16 protein-coding genes are annotated in these 15,822 nt (G+C 73.2%); 8 read left to right on the top strand and 8 right to left on the bottom strand.

Going from position 1 to position 15,822, the window contains the following annotated elements:
- Position 1: 1 nt before the first annotated feature.
- The gene (locus OG472_RS26140) at positions 2-412 is read right to left on the bottom strand and encodes a hypothetical protein (protein ID WP_361753740.1); all 411 of its coding nucleotides are present in this window, start codon (positions 410-412) and stop codon (positions 2-4) included.
- A 253-nt stretch (positions 413-665) separates the two neighbouring features.
- Here OG472_RS26140 and OG472_RS26135 point away from each other — a divergent pair, with 253 nt between their 5' ends.
- The 5 genes from OG472_RS26135 (at position 666) to OG472_RS26115 (ending at position 5,708) form a co-directional block, all read left to right on the top strand.
- A complete protein-coding gene (locus OG472_RS26135; RefSeq protein ID WP_401607537.1) occupies positions 666-1,118 on the top strand; it encodes a hypothetical protein in 453 nt (150 codons plus the stop codon).
- Positions 1,115-2,722 (top strand): peptidoglycan-binding protein, encoded by a 1,608-nt coding sequence (locus tag OG472_RS26130; protein ID WP_405942108.1) that lies wholly within the window; start codon positions 1,115-1,117, stop codon positions 2,720-2,722. Before OG472_RS26135 ends, OG472_RS26130 begins: the two co-directional genes overlap by 4 nt.
- A 710-nt stretch (positions 2,723-3,432) precedes the next feature.
- Positions 3,433-4,116 carry an ABC transporter ATP-binding protein gene (locus tag OG472_RS26125; protein ID WP_401607897.1) on the top strand — a complete coding sequence of 228 codons (684 nt, stop codon included), beginning with the start codon at positions 3,433-3,435 and terminating at the stop codon, positions 4,114-4,116.
- Positions 4,113-5,333, top strand: a complete 1,221-nt coding sequence (locus tag OG472_RS26120; RefSeq protein ID WP_405942107.1) for an ABC transporter permease — start codon at positions 4,113-4,115, stop codon at positions 5,331-5,333. The genes OG472_RS26125 and OG472_RS26120 overlap by 4 nt, the downstream gene beginning before the upstream one ends.
- Positions 5,334-5,384: 51 nt before the next feature.
- A complete protein-coding gene (locus OG472_RS26115; RefSeq protein WP_405942106.1) occupies positions 5,385-5,708 on the top strand; it encodes a hypothetical protein in 324 nt (107 codons plus the stop codon).
- Between the two features lie 34 nt (positions 5,709-5,742).
- On the opposite strand, the gene OG472_RS26110 is transcribed toward OG472_RS26115, so the two are convergent.
- Positions 5,743-7,026, bottom strand: a complete 1,284-nt coding sequence (locus OG472_RS26110; RefSeq protein WP_401607546.1) for a geranylgeranyl reductase family protein — start codon at positions 7,024-7,026, stop codon at positions 5,743-5,745.
- Positions 7,027-7,123: 97 nt separating this feature from the next.
- On the opposite strand from OG472_RS26110, the gene OG472_RS26105 reads away from it, so the two are divergent.
- Positions 7,124-7,651, top strand: a complete 528-nt coding sequence (locus OG472_RS26105; protein ID WP_405942105.1) for a GNAT family N-acetyltransferase — start codon at positions 7,124-7,126, stop codon at positions 7,649-7,651.
- A 107-nt stretch (positions 7,652-7,758) separates the two neighbouring features.
- Here OG472_RS26105 and OG472_RS26100 read toward each other — a convergent pair whose 3' ends face one another.
- On the bottom strand, positions 7,759-8,655 hold the full coding sequence (locus OG472_RS26100; protein WP_401607899.1) for a glutaminase: 897 nt from the start codon (positions 8,653-8,655) through the stop codon (positions 7,759-7,761).
- Between the two features lie 38 nt (positions 8,656-8,693).
- Positions 8,694-9,386: a demethylmenaquinone methyltransferase gene (locus tag OG472_RS26095; protein ID WP_401607550.1), complete on the bottom strand. Its 693-nt coding sequence runs from the start codon at positions 9,384-9,386 to the stop codon at positions 8,694-8,696.
- 275 nt (positions 9,387-9,661) lie between these two features.
- Between OG472_RS26095 and OG472_RS26090 the strand changes: the two genes are divergently transcribed.
- Positions 9,662-10,558: a DUF3152 domain-containing protein gene (locus OG472_RS26090; protein ID WP_405831522.1), complete on the top strand. Its 897-nt coding sequence runs from the start codon at positions 9,662-9,664 to the stop codon at positions 10,556-10,558.
- 46 nt (positions 10,559-10,604) lie between these two features.
- Positions 10,605-10,970, top strand: coding sequence for a response regulator transcription factor (locus OG472_RS26085; protein WP_401607554.1), 366 nt, complete (start codon positions 10,605-10,607; stop codon positions 10,968-10,970).
- Here the strand turns inward: OG472_RS26085 and OG472_RS26080 are convergent.
- From OG472_RS26080 to OG472_RS26065, 4 genes are all read right to left on the bottom strand, one after another.
- Entirely contained in the window at positions 10,936-11,580 is a 645-nt protein-coding gene (locus tag OG472_RS26080; protein ID WP_405831520.1) for an imidazolonepropionase-like domain-containing protein, read from the bottom strand. The genes OG472_RS26085 and OG472_RS26080 overlap by 35 nt on opposite strands.
- Positions 11,581-11,593: 13 nt before the next feature.
- Positions 11,594-12,793: a cyclic dehypoxanthinyl futalosine synthase gene (mqnC, locus tag OG472_RS26075; protein WP_401607559.1), complete on the bottom strand. Its 1,200-nt coding sequence runs from the start codon at positions 12,791-12,793 to the stop codon at positions 11,594-11,596.
- A 78-nt stretch (positions 12,794-12,871) separates the two neighbouring features.
- A complete protein-coding gene (locus tag OG472_RS26070) occupies positions 12,872-14,665 on the bottom strand; it encodes a protein kinase domain-containing protein (protein ID WP_405831518.1) in 1,794 nt (597 codons plus the stop codon).
- 200 nt (positions 14,666-14,865) lie between these two features.
- On the bottom strand, positions 14,866-15,729 hold the full coding sequence (locus OG472_RS26065) for a menaquinone biosynthetic enzyme MqnA/MqnD family protein (RefSeq protein WP_383573997.1): 864 nt from the start codon (positions 15,727-15,729) through the stop codon (positions 14,866-14,868).
- Positions 15,730-15,822 lie beyond the last annotated feature (93 nt).

The raw sequence follows: 15,822 nt of genomic DNA, 5'->3' as shown, positions 1-15,822 counted from the left end.
ATCAGGGGTGGAGGGTGTAGGTGGCCGAGCTGATCTTGTTCTTGAAGGTGGCCGAGGCGTTGCCGGAGTAGTTCGACGGGATCTCACCGACGTTGCCGTCGATGTTCGCGTCGGTGGCGACCTTCCAGGCGTAGACGTCGCGGTTCTTGTAGGACTCGGTGTTGTCGTTCACGAGGGCCCCGGCACCCGTGCACCCGCTCTTGAAGTAGTTGTCGTTGAAGTTCAGGTCCTCGCCGTACAGGTCAAAGACACAACCGGACTGATTCTGGTAGTAGAAAAGACCGAACTCGTGGACTTCCAGATTTCCGTCCTTGCCCATGGCCGCCGCCGGTCCGGCCGCACCCAGGAGAATCGCGCCCATCGATACGGCGGCGACGCCGCCCGTGGTCAGCGCGCGGAATGCCTTGTTCATGATCTGCTCCTCTGCAGGTGAAATGGTGACGCAGAGCCGCGACCATGATCACGACTCTCCGTCCGGCCGGGATTCAACAGGTCAAGGCACCGAAAAACCAAGCCCTTCTCACCTGATGGACAGTCATGTTCGGTTACTGTCCAGGAACTTGTGCACGAACTTTCCGCTCCCTACTATCGCCCGGCGCGCACTCCTCGCACTTCTCGCACGGGCGCGCCGATCCCACTTCTACCGCCGCAAGGGAACTCCCGTCGTGCACGCACGCTATTTCGCTCCACTGCTCCTCATATGCATTTCACTGACGGGATGCGGCGGCGGGAACGACGAACCCAAGGCGAGCGACAGTCCGCCGCCCACCGCCGAGGAAATCGCCTACCACGACTGCTTGAAGAAGCAGGGCGTGGCCATCGTTTACACGGACTACGGCGCGCCCCGCGTGGACAAGTCGAAGCCCTGGAACGAGGAGGCGCACAAGGCCTGCGAGTCGAAGCTGCCGGCCGCGGCGAAGCCCCGGCCGGCCGAGCCGGAGGTGCTCGCCGCCGCGCAGAAGGAGGCCGCGTGCCTGCGGGCCGAAGGCGTGTCCTGGTACCCGGACCCGGACCCGGTCACCGGCGAGATCGACCAGAGCAAGGGCACTCCCGAGCAGTGGACCGCGCTCAAGCGCGACCACCTGGACGCGTTGAAGAAGTGCCGGACGCCGAGATGAGCGAGTTCGATCACGTCGTGGAGCACACCGAGGTCCCGGAGGACGACCGGAGCGGGCTCGCGCGGGGGCGGCGCGTGGTGCTCGGAGTCGTCGGCGGGGCCGCGCTGATGGCGATCGGGGGGCTGCTGGCCACCACCCTGGTGAAGTCCCCCGCCCAGGTGGCCGCGGAGACCGGGCCGCCCGCGCAGGGGGCCCTGACCGCGGAGGTCGAGCGGCGGGTGCTCGCGCAGACCCTGGTGATGCGCGGCTCCGTCGTCGCCGACCAGAGCGTCGAGGTGTCCCCGCAGGGGGTGCGCTCCGGCGACGGCTCGGGGTCGGGGGCGGCCGTGGTGACCAAGCTGCCGCCGAAGGCCGGGGATCCGGTCACGGCGGGGCAGCTGATCGCCGAGGTCTCCGGGCGGCCGGTGTTCACCCTGCACGGCACCCAGCCGATGTACCGGGACCTCAAGCCGGGGGCCACCGGGGACGACGTCGCGCAGGTCCAGCAGGCGCTGCGCGAGCTCGGGCACGGCACCGGCTCCGACCCGAAGGGCGTCTTCGGGGCCGGTACGAAGGCCGCGCTCGCCGCCCGCTACCGGGCCATCGGGTACGAGCCGCTGCCCGCGGTCGCCGACGGCGGCGCGGCGCTCAAGTCGGCGCGCGAGGCGGTCCGGTCGGCGACGTGGGCCGTCGAGGACGCGGTGGGCTCCGCCGGTTCCGCGGGTCAGGGCGGCGGCTCCACCGGCGGGCCGGGCCCGGGTCCCACGGGCGCACCCGCGGACGCGGGATCCGGCAAGGGGGCAGCGGCGGCCGGCGCGGCGGCGAGCGGCGGCTCCGGCGCGAGCTCCGGCTCCGGCTCCGGGCGGGAGTTGGTACGGGCCCGGCAGGCCCTCAAGGAGGCGCAGGCCGCGCTGGCGGCCGCAGAGGCCGCCGACGGTCCGATGCTGCCCACCGCCGAGACCGTGTTCCTGGGCTCCTTCCCGGCCCGCGTCAGCTCCGTCGGCGCCCGCGTGGGCTCCCCCGTCTCGGGCCCGGTCCTCACGCTCTCCGCCGGGGAGCTCGTCGTCGAGGCCTACCTCAAGGACGACAAGAAGCAGCTGCTGCGCCCCGGCATGGCGGTGGTGGTCTCCTCCGAGGTCTCCGGCACCGACATCCGCGGGAAGGTGTCGTCGGTCGCCACCGAGCGGTCCGCGGCGCAGCCCGCCGGCCCGCCCCAGCAGCAGGGCCAGGGCCAGAACTCCAAGGGCGGCGGCGGGGACGGCACGGGCGGCGGCAGCAGCGGTGGTGCCGACCTCGGGTACCGGATGGTGGTCCGCGCGGACCAGCCGCTGCCCGCCGGCTTCGCCGGGCAGGACGTCCGGCTGACCATCGAGTCCGCCTCCACCGACGGCGAGGCGCTCGTGGTCCCGGTGACCGCTGTGTCGGCCGGCGCGGACGGGCGTACGGTCGTCACCGCCGTCTCCGCCGAGGGCACCCAGCGGCGCATCGAGGTGCGCACCGGCACCAGCGGCGACGGCTTCGTGGCCGTCACCCCGGCCCAGCCGGGCTCTCTCACGGCCGGCACCCGCGTCGTGATCGGGGTCGCATCCCGCGGAACCCGCGAGACCCGCGGGACAGCCAAATGAGGCTCCTGCCCCGGCGCCCCCGGACCGCCTCCCCTGCCGCCGAGCCGCCCGAGGCCGAGGCCCGAGCCGGAGCCGCGGCATCCGCGGCTGAAGCCGGAGCCGAAGCGCCCGGGTCCCGGGCCGGAGCCGGGTTCCAGTCCGGGGCTCAGGCCGACACCGGGGCCGAGGCGCCCGGGTCCGAGACCGGAGCCGGCGCATCCGCAGCTAAGGCCGGAGCCGAAGCGCCCGGGTCCGAGACCAGCGCCGAGGCGCCCGCCGTCGAGGCCGGAGCCGGAGCATCGGAGGGCCGAGCCGGAGCCGATACACCCGCAGCCGGGTCCGAGGCCGATGCCCGGCCCAAGGCCGAAGCGGCCGATGCCCGGGCGGAAGCCCCCGGGCCCCGGGCCGGTGCCGGGGCCCGGTCCCGGGTCCAGGCCGGGGTCGGGGCCCAGGCCGGGGTCGGGGCCCAGGTCCAGGCCGGGGTCGGGGCCCAGGTCCAGGCCGGGGTCGGGGCCCAGGTCCAGGCCGGGGTCGGGGCCCAGGTCCAGGCCGGGGTCGGGGCCCAGGTCCAGGCCGGGGTCGGGGCCCAGGTCCAGGCCGGGGTCGGGGCCCAGGTCCAGGCCGGGGTCGGGGCCCAGGTCCAGGCCGGGGTCGGGGCCCGGGTCCAGGCCGGGGTCGGGGTCCAGGCCGGCACCGGGGCCGAGGCGCCCGGGTCCGAGGCCGGGGCCGAGGTGCCCGCCGGCGAGGGCGTTCCCGTGATCGAGTTCCGCGGGGTCGGACTCACCTACCCCGGGCCGCCGCCCGTCGAGGCCCTGCACCCCTGCGAGCTGCTCGTCCGGCGCGGTGAGTTCATCACCGTCGTCGGCCCCTCCGGCTCCGGGAAGTCCACCTTCCTCAACGTCGCCGGGCTGCTCGACTCCCCCACCACCGGCCGGTACCTCCTCGACGGGATCGACACCGCGGCCCTCCCCGACCGGGAGCGCACCGCCCTGCGCGGCCGCCGCATCGGCTTCGTCTTCCAGTCCTTCCACCTGCTGCCCCACCGGTCCGCCCTGGAGAACGTCACCCTCGCCATGCTCTACACCGGAATCCCGCGCGCCCAGCGCCTCGTACGGGCCCGCGAGGCCCTGGACCAGGTCGGTCTCGGGCACCGGGCCGGCGCCGTGCCCGGGCGGCTGTCGGGCGGTGAGCGGCAGCGCGTGGCCATCGCCCGCGCGCTCGTCGGGCGGCCCTCGCTGCTGCTGTGCGACGAGCCGACCGGAAACCTCGACTCCGCGAACGCCGCCTCCGTCCTCGGGCTGCTGGACGATCTCCACGGCTCCGGAATGACCGTCCTCGTCATCACGCACGACCTCGAAGTGGCCCGGCGCGGCCGCCGGACCGTCACCATCCGCGACGGGCGGCTGCACCTGTGAACACCGTCGCACCGACCCGGCTGTCCCTGCGCGACGCCCTGTCCGAGGCCGTCGCCGGCATGCTGCGCCGCCCCGGCCGGGCCGCGCTCACCGCTCTCGGCACCGTCCTCGGCGTCGGCAGCTTCGTGGCCGTACTCGGCCTCACCGCCACCATCTCCTCGCAGATCGACGGCCGGTTCAACGTCCTGACCGCCACCGAGGTGAGCATCGAGGACGTCGCCGGCCGGCAGGACGAGTTCGCCGGCCCCGGCTTCCCCGCCGATGCCGAGCGGCGGCTGCGCGCGGTCGCGGGCATCGAGCACGCCGGGGTGATGTGGACGGTGCGGCTGGACTCGCGGACCTCGGTCGGCCCCCTGCCGTCCGGCGCCGGCGAGGCCACCACCGGCGCGGCCGTCGTCGCCGCCTCCCCCGGGGCCGTCGCCGCCCTCGTGCCGACGCTCCAGCAGGGGCGGCTCTACGACGACTTCGCCGAGCGCGGCCACGAACGCGTCGTCGTCATCGGCAGCGGGCTGGCCGCCCGCCTGGGGATCACCACCCTGGCCACCCGGCCCGCCCTCTACATCGGCCAGGAGCCCTTCACCGTGGGCGGCATCGTCGCCGACCTGGAACGCCGGCCCGAGCACCTGATGTCGGTCCTCGTCCCGCGCACCACCGCGGAGCAGCTGTGGGGTCCCCCGTCGCCCGGCTCCGCGAGCATGCTGATCGCCACCGAGCTCGGGGCCGCCCGGCAGGTCGCCGACCTGGCCCCGCTCGCGCTGCGCCCCGACCATCCCGAGTACCTGAAGGCCGTCCCGCCGCCGGACCCGCGCACGCTGCGCTCCGGCGTCACGTCCGACCTGAGCGCGCTCTTCCTGCTGCTCGCCGGGATCTGCCTGGTCATCGGGGCCGTCGGGATCGCCAACACCACGCTCGTCGCCGTACTGGAGCGGACCGGCGAGATCGGGCTGCGCCGTGCGCTCGGCGCCCGCGGCCGGCACGTCTCGGCGCAGTTCCTCACCGAGTCCGCGGCCCTCGGGGCGCTCGGCGGGCTGGTGGGCACCTCGCTGGGCGAGCTGACCGTGGTCGCCGTCTCCCTCGCGCGGGACTGGACCCCGGTGATCCACCCGGTCACCGTCGCCGCGGCCCCGCTCGTCGGCCTGGTCACCGGGCTGCTGGCGGGGCTCTATCCCGCCTGGCGGGCGGCCCGTGTGGAACCGGCCGAGGCCCTGCGAAGATAGCGGGGGCACCCTGACCGTCAGAGCCGATCCGTCACCGGAGGTGGTGGTCCCGTGAACCCGAAGCCGTACGAGTCCCACGGCGCCGGCGACCCCACCGCCGTCCCGGGCGCCCTCGGGCTCGGCCTGCTCGCCGTGGGGGGCTGGCTGCTGACGACCGCCCGCCCCTGGCACAAGCCGGGGCACCCGCTCACGCTGGGGCTCGGCTGGACCGCCTCGGGCGTGCTGCTGCTGTGCGGGCTGGTGCTGCTGGCGAGGTGTGTCCGTACGGTGCACGGCCGCCCGGACGCCGACCCGGCCCCGTACGCGGCCCCGGCCGATGCCACGGCTGCGGACACGGCCACGGCCACGGCCACGGGCACGGACACGGAGGACTGAACGGGCGGCGCCCGCGCGGGCGCCGCCGTCCGGTTCAGGCCTTCGGGGCCACCTTCGACAGGCCGTTGATGATGCGGTCCATCGCGTCGCCGCCCGTCGGGTCGGTCAGGTTGGCCAGCATCTTCAGCGTGAACCGCATCAGGACCGGGTGGGTCAGGCCGCGCTGCGCGGCGACCTTCATGACCTTCGGGTTGCCGATGAGCTTCACGAAGGCGCGGCCCAGCGTGTAGTAGCCGCCGTAGGTCTCCTTGAGCACCTTCGGGTAGTTGTGCAGGGCCAGCTCGCGCTGGGCCGGGGTGGCCCGGGCGTGCGCCTGCACGATGACGTCGGCCGCGATCTGGCCCGACTCCATGGCGTACGCGATGCCCTCGCCGTTGAACGGGTTGACGAGCCCGCCCGCGTCGCCGACCAGCAGCAGGCCCTTGGTGTAGTGCGGCTGTCGGTTGAAGGCCATCGGCAGGGCCGCGCCGCGGATCGGCTGCGTCATGTTCTCGGGGGTGTAGCCCCAGTCCTCCGGCATGGAGGCGCACCAGGCCTTGAGGACCTCGCGCCAGTCCAGCTCCTTGAAGGCGGAGGAGGAGTTGAGGATGCCGAGGCCGACGTTGGAGGTGCCGTCGCCCATGCCGAAGATCCAGCCGTAGCCGGGCAGCAGCCGGTCCTGCGCGCCGCGCCGGTCCCACAGCTCCAGCCAGGACTCCAGGTAGTCGTCGTCGTGCCGCGGCGAGGTGAAGTACGTGCGGACGGCGACGCCCATCGGGCGGTCCTCGCGCCGGTGCAGGCCCATCGCCAGGGAGATCCGGGAGGAGTTGCCGTCGGCCGCGACGACGAGCGGGGCGTGGAAGGTGACCGGGGTCTTCTCCTCGCCCAGCTTCGCGTGCACGCCGGTGATGTGTCCGGTGCGCGGGTCGCGTACGGGCTCGCCGACGTTGCAGCGCTCGTACAGCCGGGCGCCGGCCTTCTGCGCCTGGCGGGCCAGGGTCTCGTCGAAGTCGTCGCGCTTGCGGACGAGTCCGTAGTCCGGGTAGGAGGCGAGTTCCGGCCAGTCCAGCTGCAGCCGCTGGCCGCCGCCGATGATGCGCAGACCCTTGTTCCGCAGCCAGCCGGCCTCTTCGGAGATGTCGATGCCCATCGCCACCAGCTGTTTGGTGGCGCGCGGGGTGAGGCCGTCACCGCATACCTTCTCGCGCGGGAACGCCGTCTTCTCCAGCAGCAGGACGTCCAATCCGGCCTTGGCGAGGTAGTAGGCGGTGGTCGAGCCGGCGGGCCCGGCCCCGACGACGATCACGTCCGCGGAGTGTTCGGAGAGGAGCTCGGTCACTGCGGGGTCTCCCGAAGGCTCGATAAAGGGTGCCCAACGGCACCGGACATGTGCAGTCTATGCAGCGAGAGAGATCACGATCCGAAGGGTGCCTCCGATGACCACCTCGCCGACCCGGCCGCTTCCCGCCGTACAGCTCCGCGTGCCCACGGACGAGGACGCGCACGCCTGGCACGCGGTATTCGCCGACCCCGACGTCATGGAGTTCCTGGGAGGTCCCGCGGAGCTGTCCGCATACGAGGAGTTGTCCGCGCGCCAGCGCATGCACGACGCCCAGCTCGGCTACTGCCTGTGGACCCTGCTGGACGGGGAGGGCACGGTGATCGGCTTCACCGGCGCCCAGCCGTGGCCCCGGGAGAAGGGGTGGGGGCCGGTCGGGGAGATCGAGATCGGCTGGCGGCTGGGCCGCTCCGCGTGGGGCCGGGGCTACGCGTACGCCGCTGCGCTGGCCACGCTGGAGCGGGTCCGCGAGGCCGGGGTTCCGCACGTGGTGGCGATGATCGACGCGCGCAACGCGCGTTCGGTGGCGGTCGCGGAACGCCTGGGCATGGCGCTGGCCGAGGAGTTCACCACGCCGGGTGGCAACCCGGCCCGGCGCTACGCCCTGTCCCTGCGGGGCGAGTAACCGGGCTCCGCCCCAGGGCCCGCGCCTCAAACGCCGGCGAGGCTGGATGTTCCAGCCCCTCCGGCGTTTGAGGAGCGGGCGCGGAGCGCCGTGTTTGGGCGCGCGCGTCAGAAGACCGAGAGGCCCGTCAGGGTGGTGAAGCGGTCCAGGGCGGCTACGCCCGCGACCGAGTTGCCCTGGGCGTCCAGGCCCGGGCTCCACACCGCCAGAACGCACTGGCCCGGGACGACCGCGACGATCCCGCCGCCGACGCCGCTCTTGCCCGGCAGGCCGACGCGGTACGCGAATTCACCGGCGGCGTCGTAGGTCCCGCAGGTCAGCATCACCGCGTTGATCTGCTTGGCCTCGCTGCGCGTCAGCAGTCGCGAGCCGTCCGCCCGGAGCCCGTGCCGGGCCAGGAAGCGGCCGGCGAGGGCCAGGTCGGCGCAGGTCATCTCGATGGAGCACTGCCAGAAGTAGTGCTCCAGCAGTGCGGGCACCGGGTTGTCGATGTTCCCGTACGAGGCCATGAAGTGGGCGACGGCCGCGTTGCGGTCGCCGTGCTCCTGCTCCGAGGCCGCGACCTCGGCGTCGAACCCTATGGCGGGGTTCTGGCTCTCCTGCCGCAGGAACTCGAGCAGTTCGCTGCTCGCGTCGCCCGTGAGGGTCTGGAGCCGGTCGGTGACCACGAGGGCGCCCGCGTTGATGAACGGGTTGCGCGGAATGCCGTTTTCGTACTCCAGCTGTACGAGCGAGTTGAACGGGTTGCCGGAGGGCTCCCGGCCGACCCGCTCCCACAGGCTGTCGCCGCCCTCGGCCAGGGCCAGGGCGAGCGCGAAGACCTTGGTGATGGACTGCGCGGAGAAGGGGACCTGCCAGTCGCCCACCCCGAAGACGTTGCCGTCGAGGTCGGCGACGGCCATCCCGAAGTGCCGCGGGTCCACCTCGGCGAGGGCCGGGATGTACTCGGCGGGCGTGCCGCTGCCCAGGAGCGGGGCGATGTCGGCCGCGATCCGCTCCAGCAGGGGCCCGTAGTCGGTGGGGGCGGCGTCGGGCACGGCGGTCAGTCCTTGGTGCCCCGGTGCAGCGCGACGATGCCGCCGCTGAGGTTGCGCCAGGCGACCTTGGACCAGCCGGCCTTCTGCAGCAGTGCGGCGAGCGCGGGCTGGTCCGGCCATTCACGGATGGACTCGGCGAGGTACACGTACGCGTCGGGGTTGGACGACACGGCGCGGGCCACCGGCGGCAGGGCGCGCATCAGGTACTCGGTGTAGACGGTCCGGAACGGCGCCCACGTGGGCTGCGAGAACTCACAGATCACGACCTGGCCGCCGGGCTTGGTGACCCGGTACAGCTCGCGCAGGCCGGCGTCGGTGTCCTGGACGTTGCGCAGGCCGAAGGAGATCGTCACGGTGTCGAAGACGTCGTCCTTGAACGGCAGCCTCGTCGCGTCGCCGGCGGTCAGCGGCAGCCAGGAGTGCTTCTTCTTGCCCTCCTGGAGCATGCCCAGCGAGAAGTCGCAGGGGACCACGTACGCGCCCGTCGCGGCGAAGGGCAGCGAGGAGGTCGCCGTGCCGGCGGCCAGGTCGAGGACCTTCTGCCCGGGACGCGCGCCGACCGCCTTCGCGACCTCCTTGCGCCACACCCGGTCCTGGCCGAGGGAGAGGACGTCGTTGGTCAGGTCGTAGTTCGCCGCGACCCTGTCGAACATGGAGGCGACTTCGTGCGGCTGCTTGTCCAGGGAGGCCCTTGTCACTGGCGTTCGCCCCTCGGTGTGCGATGCGGATCGGCGGGTACGGCCCCATCCTCTCAGGCCGCGCCGCCCCCGCCGGTGCCGCCTCCCCGGCAGCCTCCCGCCGGCGCCGGCCGGTCCCCTGCCGGGTGGGGGAAACTGGTCCGAAGGACAGTTCCGCCCGGGGTTCGGGGCACGTTGACTGGGGGGCGGTGCGGCCCGGTGAAGGTCACCCAATGGATCATGGGGCTGATCAGCGGCCGGATCCGTGGCGGCCGCCACGAGCAAAGGGCTTCACGATGCCGGCAGGCCATTCCACCGGTCGCTCCCGCCGCATCGGCCCGCGCGCCAGGCGCCGGGCCGAGCGGCGCAAGCGGCTGCGGCGCACCCTCCTCCTCGGTTCGGCCGCGCTCGTCGCGGTCTCGGCGACCGCGTACGCGCTGGTCCCCCAGGACGAGAGCGCCAATGCAGCCGCGGGGCGGGCGGCGGCCCAGCCCGAGCCGCAGGACGGGGAGTCCGCCGACGGTGCGGGGAACCCGGTCCCCAACGGCGGCCAGCAGTCCCCCTCGCCGTCCCCGTCCTCCGCAGCGCCCTCCCAGAAGCCCTCGGGCACGCCTTCGGGCGCCGCGACGCCCGCCCGTCCGGGCGTCTTTACCGGCTCCACCACCGCCGGCGCGGCGAAGGGCAAGGGTCCCGCGCTGCGCTGGCGGATCGAGGTCGAGGAGGGCAGCGGGGTCGACCCGGAGTCGGCCGCCCGCTCGGTCGAGGCGATCCTCTCGGATCCGCGCGGCTGGACCCGGGACCCGGCGTACGGCTTCCAGCTCGTCGGAGCGGGCCAGCCGGTGGACTTCACCGTCAAGATCGCGACGCCCACGACCACCGACCGGCTGTGCGACGTGGTCACCCCCGAGCTCATCGGCGAGACCAACTGCCGCGCCGGGCACACCGTCGTGGTCAACCTCAAGCGCTGGCAGGAGGGTTCGCCGCAGTTCAACGGGCCCGTGGAGGAGTACCGGGCACTGATCGTGAACCACGAGGTCGGGCACGAGATAGGCCGCGAGCACGAGTCCTGCCCGGCCGCCGGCAAGCCCGCTCCCGCGATGATGCAGCAGATCAAGGGCCTGAACGGCTGCAAGGCCAATGCATGGCCGTACGACGCGAATGGAACCTACCTGTCCGGTCCACGCGTCCCATAGGGGGGAGAGCCGCCCGTAGGAGGGCGGTTCGGGGGGAGTGGAATTCGTGCGCGTCGTCAGCTTCAGCGTCCCCTCGTGGTTCCCCTCGTACGAGTCTTACGGGGAACCGGCCGGGCCGCAGACGACGGGCGAGGCCCTGCCCGCCGACGCGCAGTCCGCCGAGGCGCAGCTGACCGAGCAGGAGTCGGCCGTGTTCCTGTGCCTGGCCACCGGGGCCTCCAACCGGGAGCTCGCCGCGGAGCTGCAACTGTCCGTCAGCACGGTCAAGTTCCACGTCGTGAACATACGGGCCAAGCTCGGCGGGATCAGCCGCCTGCAAGCCTGTCTGCTGGCGGCCCTCGCCCGGGAGAGCACCCGGCGCGCCGGGGACGGCTCGCTCAGCGACGGCGGTGCAGCAGTCGTCCACCGATGACCGTGGCCACGCAGGTGGTCGCGCCCCGGACCAGCAGTTCGGCCTCGTCCGCCACCGCGAAGACCGCGAAGCGGGCCGCGGCGCCCGGCTCCAGCAGCCCGTGGAAGGCCTCCCCGGCCGTGTCCCGGCCGGCGAGGGGATCCAGGGCGGGCCGCCCCTCGTAGGCGGCCGGCGGCAGGATCAGGAGCCCGGAGCGGGTCACCGCCGTGCGCACCGACGCGATCGTGAAGCGGCCGCACACCGCCACCACTCCGCGCGCGAGGAGCTTCTGCGTGCCGCGCCGGGCGCTGTTGCCCCACCGCGCCTCGGTCATCTTCAGGGCGTCCAGCCGGGCCTCGCCGCTGATCGGGTCGGCGCCGAGCTCGGGGACCTCGTACGGGTCGTCCGGGTAGTACGTCCGCTCCAGCAGCTCGTCCGCCCCGCGCACCTGCAGCCCCGGGGTGAGCACCCCGGGCCAGCGGCGGGTGCGCGCGTGCGGAAGGTCCGCGGCGAGTTCCTCGTACGGCCCCACGCGGGCGATCCGGTCGCCCTCGACGAGGACCGCACCGCCGGGCAGCGGTGCGGACCCCCGCCCGGGGACGAGGAGTTCGGCGGTGTGAAGCGTCAGCATCGTCTCGGACGCGTCAGTTCGTGGAGATGAGCTTCAGTTCGGGGTGCGCCGTGCCGCCTTCGATGGCGGTGGAGGAGATGTGCGAGACGACGCGGTCGTCGACCGGGTCGTTCGCCGGGTCGTCGTGCACCAGCAGGTGCTCGTAGGTCGTCGCGCGCTGCGCCGGGGTGCGGCCCGCCTTGCGGATCAGGTCGATGATCTCCTGGCGGTTGGAGCGGTGCTTGGCACCGGCCGAGGAGACGACGTTCTCCTCCAGCATGATCGAGCCGAGGTCGTCGGCGCCGTAGTGAAGCGAGAGCTGGCCCGCCTCCTTGCCGACGGTCAGCCAGGAGCCCTGGATGTGGGCGATGTTGTCGAGGAACAGGCGCGCGATCGCGATCATGCGCAGGTACTCGAAGATCGTCGCCTGGGTGCGGCCCTTGAGGTGGTTGTTCTCGGGCTGGTAGGTGTACGGGATGAAGGCGCGGAAGCCGCCCGTACGGTCCTGGGTGTCCCGGATCATCGCGATGTGCTCGATGCGCTCGGCGTTGGTCTCGCCGGTGCCCATCAGCATGGTGGAGGTGGACTCCACGCCCAGCTTGTGGGCGATCTCCATGATCTCCAGCCAGCGCTCGCCGGACTCCTTGAGCGGGGCGATCGCCTTGCGCGGCCGCTCCGGCAGCAGTTCGGCGCCGGCGCCCGCGAAGGAGTCGAGGCCGGCCGCGTGGATGCGCTGGATGGCCTCCTCCGCCGAGACGCCCGAGATGCGGGCCATGTGCTCGACCTCGGACGCGCCGAGGGAGTGGATGACCAGCTGCGGGAAGTCCTTCTTGATGGCGGAGAAGTGGTGCTCGTAGTACTCGACGCCGTAGTCCGGGTGGTGCCCGCCCTGGAACATGATCTGCGTGCCGCCGAGCTCCACGGTCTCCGCGCAGCGGCGCAGGATGTCGTCGAGGTCGCGGGACCAGCCCTTCTTCGTGTCCTTGGGGGCCGCGTAGAAGGCACAGAACTTGCACGCCGTGACGCACACGTTCGTGTAGTTGATGTTGCGCTCGATGATGTACGTCGCGATGTGCTCGGTACCGGCGTAGCGGCGCCGGCGCACCGCGTCGGCCGCCTGGCCGAGCGCGTGCAACGGCGCGTGGCGGTAGAGGTCGAGCGCCTCTTCCTTGGTGATCCGGCCCCCCGCGGCGGCGCGGTCGAGGACAGACTGGAGAACGGCCTGGTCGGTCACCGGTGAGTCACCTTTCGGCGGTGTGTCTGTGTCAAGGTCCGGACCGATCCAGCCTACGCCAGGGGTTCCCGCGCCCCGTCACGGGCTGCGGGTCAGGTCGCCCTCGGGGTTCCCGGCCGGGCTGTCGCCCGACTTGTAGTGGAGGGTCCCGTTGGCGTTGAGGGTGAAGCGTTCGTCGGCGGAACCGTTGGAGCAGACCCCGGGAGCCGGGTTGCGGTTGCCCGAGGTGTCCAGGACGAGCGAGCGGTCGGTGGCGGAGGAGAGCTTCCAGTCCCCGCTGCAGTCGGTGCCGAGGACCGCCAGGACCGACTTGTCCCGGGCGACGACCTCGCCGGTCTTTCCGCCCTTGATGGTGATCTCGAACTCGGTGGAGACGCCGAGCCGGGCGGTGGTGACCGTGCCCTTCCAGGTGCCGATGAGTTCCTTGGGGACGTCGGTGCGGGTCCCGGAGGGGGTCGCGGAACTCGCGCTCGGCGCCCCCGAGGGCGGGGTGGCCCCCGGGGCCGCCGGGCTGGAGGTGCGCGGGCCGCCGTCCGAGGCGACGTCCCTGCCCTTGTCCCCCTGGCCGGGCAGCAGGCCCATCCCGTACAGCCCGCCGGACAGCCCCGCGAGCACGACGGCCGCGGCGAGGACGACGGTGCAGCTGAAGCGGCGGCCGGCCGCCCTGACGCTGACCTGCCGGCCCCCCGCCCCCTCCGCGGCGGTCCGCTGCCCGGGCAGCCCCCCGCCGGCGGTGGGACCGTACGGGCCGGCGCCGCCGGCGCCCGCGGCCTCGGTCGGGGCCCCGAACACGCCGGGCGCCGAGCCCTGGCTCCCGTAGGACTGGTACGGGCCGGGCGCGGCGAAACCGGCGCCCGCCGGGCCCCCGTACGAGGCGGCCGTGAACGGCACCGGCCCCGATGGGGCGTCCGCCGTGGCGCCGCCCCCGTACGACGGGTCGGGCGCCCCGAAGCCGACCCCCGGCCCGGATCCGCCCCCGGAGGGATCGGCGTCGAGGTCCAGCAGCGCCACCGCGGCCCGGCTGGCCTGCTCCACCAGGGACGCGGGCAGCCAGCCGGGGGCGCCCAGCGCCCCGCCGAGGGCCGCCGCGACCGTCTCCGGGGACGGCCGGTCGGCGGCCGCCTTGGCCAGGCAGGCCGCGATCAGCTCGCGCAGCTCGCCGGCCGGCAGCGCGCCGAGCTCCGGCGGCTCGTGCACCACCTTGTAGAGGAGGGTGGCCGAGTTGTCCCCGGTGAAGGGCGGCTGCCCGGTCGCCGCGAAGGCCAGGACCGCGCCGAGCGAGAACACGTCGGCCGCCCCGGTGATGCCCTTGCCGAGGATCTGCTCGGGCGACATGTAGCCGGGCGAGCCGACGGACACCCCGGTGGAGGTGAGCGAGGCGGTGCCGTCGGTGGCCCGCGCGATCCCGAAGTCGATCAGGCGCGGCCCGTCGAGGGTGAGCATCACGTTCGACGGCTTCACGTCCCGGTGGACGAGGCCCAGCCCGTGCACGGCCACCAGGGCGCTGGCCAGACCCGCGCCGATGGCCCGTACGGAGTTCTCCGGGAGCGGCCCGTGCGCGGCCAGCGCGCGGTCCAGGGAGGGCCCGGCCACGTACCCGGTGGCCACCCACGGCACCGGAGCCTCCGGATCGGCGTCCAGCACCGGAGCGGTCCACTCGCCGCCCACCCGCCGGGCCGCCTCCACCTCGCGGCGGAACCGGGCCCGGAATTCCTCGTCGGCGGCGAAATGCGGGTGAACGATCTTGACGGCGACGGTCCGGCCGCCCGCGCTGCGCCCCAGGTAGACCCGGCCCATGCCACCCGCGCCGAGCCGGCCGAGCAGCCGGTACGCGCCGATGGTCCGCGGCTCACCGGCTTCGAGCGGCTGCATCGCGTCCCCCAATTCCCCGTGTTCCCGGGCGCCTTGTGCCACCCGTTCGAGCAGCAGCCTAGGCCGTGCGGGCGCGGGGGAAGGACCCTGTCGCCCTTTTGCATTTCCCTTCCGCGATCAGAAATGCAAAAAGGCGTGAATTCCCGGGAAACTTCGCATTCGCCCGGACGGCTCCATGGGCTACCGCGAGGTAAACCCGGTCAGCACTCCTGGACCACCGAGCTCAGCAGCTCCACGGCGACATCCGAGGCATACCCCGTCGTGGGTCCCGTACGGCGTGCGAATTCCCGTACGCCGGCCAGCTGATCGGGGCCGAAGCGGAAGTCGAGCGTCGTGAAGTACCGCTCCAGCAGGTCCGCGTCGAAGGCCTCCCAGCGGGCCGCCTGCTCGGCGACCTTGGCGACCTCTTCCAGGGAGACGTCCCGGGAGGCGAGGAAGGCCTCGTGGACCTCGCGCACGACGCCGGGCTCACGGGCGAGGTAGTCCTTGCGGGCGGCCCAGACGGCGAAGACGAACGGCAGTCCGGTCCACTCCTTCCACATGTGCCCCAGGTCGTGCACGGTCAGCCCGAGCCGGGGTGCGTCGTGGAGGGAGGCGCGCAGCGCGGCGTCGCCGATCAGTACGGCCGCGTCCGCCTCCTGCATCATCACGCTGAGGTCGGGCGGGCAGGTGTAGTAGTCGGGCCGTACCCCGTACTGCTCGGAAAGCAGCAGCTGAGCGAGTCGTACGGACGTACGAGAGGTGGAGCCGAGGGCGACGCGGGCGCCGTCGAGCTGCTCCAGCGGCACCTGCGAGACGATCACGCAGGACATCACGGGACCGTCGCAGCCGACCGCGATGTCGGGGAAGGCGACGAGCTGGTCGGCATTGCGGAGGAACTCCACGAGGGTGATCGGACCCATGTCCAGGTCCCCCTGGACGAGGCGCTCACTGAGTTTCTCGGGGGAGTCCTTGGTCAGCTCCAGGTCCAGCAGCGTGCCGGTTCTGGCCAGGCCCCAGTAGAGGGGAAGGCAGTTCAGGAACTGAATGTGGCCGACGCGGGGCCGGCTGCGGTAGACGTCCACATCGCGAGACTAGTCCCCGTGTCCGCGTCAGCCTTCGGGCGGGTCTCAAACGTCCGGGTGACGTGATCTTTCCCTCTGGTCTCCGCCACAGGG

Source organism: Streptomyces sp. NBC_00207 (assembly GCF_045160965.1).
In the GTDB taxonomy this organism is placed as follows: domain Bacteria; phylum Actinomycetota; class Actinomycetes; order Streptomycetales; family Streptomycetaceae; genus Streptomyces.
This window is presented reverse-complemented; position numbering and strand designations above follow the sequence as displayed.

What these genes read in the sequence shown, in the direction of transcription:
- OG472_RS26140 (WP_361753740.1), bottom strand. Translation starts at nt 412, where the DNA reads ATGAACAAGGCATTCCGCGCGCTGACCACGGGCGGCGTCGCCGCCGTA.
- OG472_RS26130 (WP_405942108.1), top strand. Translation starts at nt 1,115, where the DNA reads ATGAGCGAGTTCGATCACGTCGTGGAGCACACCGAGGTCCCGGAGGAC.
- OG472_RS26105 (WP_405942105.1), top strand. Translation starts at nt 7,124, where the DNA reads ATGACCACCTCGCCGACCCGGCCGCTTCCCGCCGTACAGCTCCGCGTG.
- OG472_RS26090 (WP_405831522.1), top strand. Translation starts at nt 9,662, where the DNA reads ATGCCGGCAGGCCATTCCACCGGTCGCTCCCGCCGCATCGGCCCGCGC.
- OG472_RS26080 (WP_405831520.1), bottom strand. Translation starts at nt 11,580, where the DNA reads ATGCTGACGCTTCACACCGCCGAACTCCTCGTCCCCGGGCGGGGGTCC.
- OG472_RS26070 (WP_405831518.1), bottom strand. Translation starts at nt 14,665, where the DNA reads ATGCAGCCGCTCGAAGCCGGTGAGCCGCGGACCATCGGCGCGTACCGG.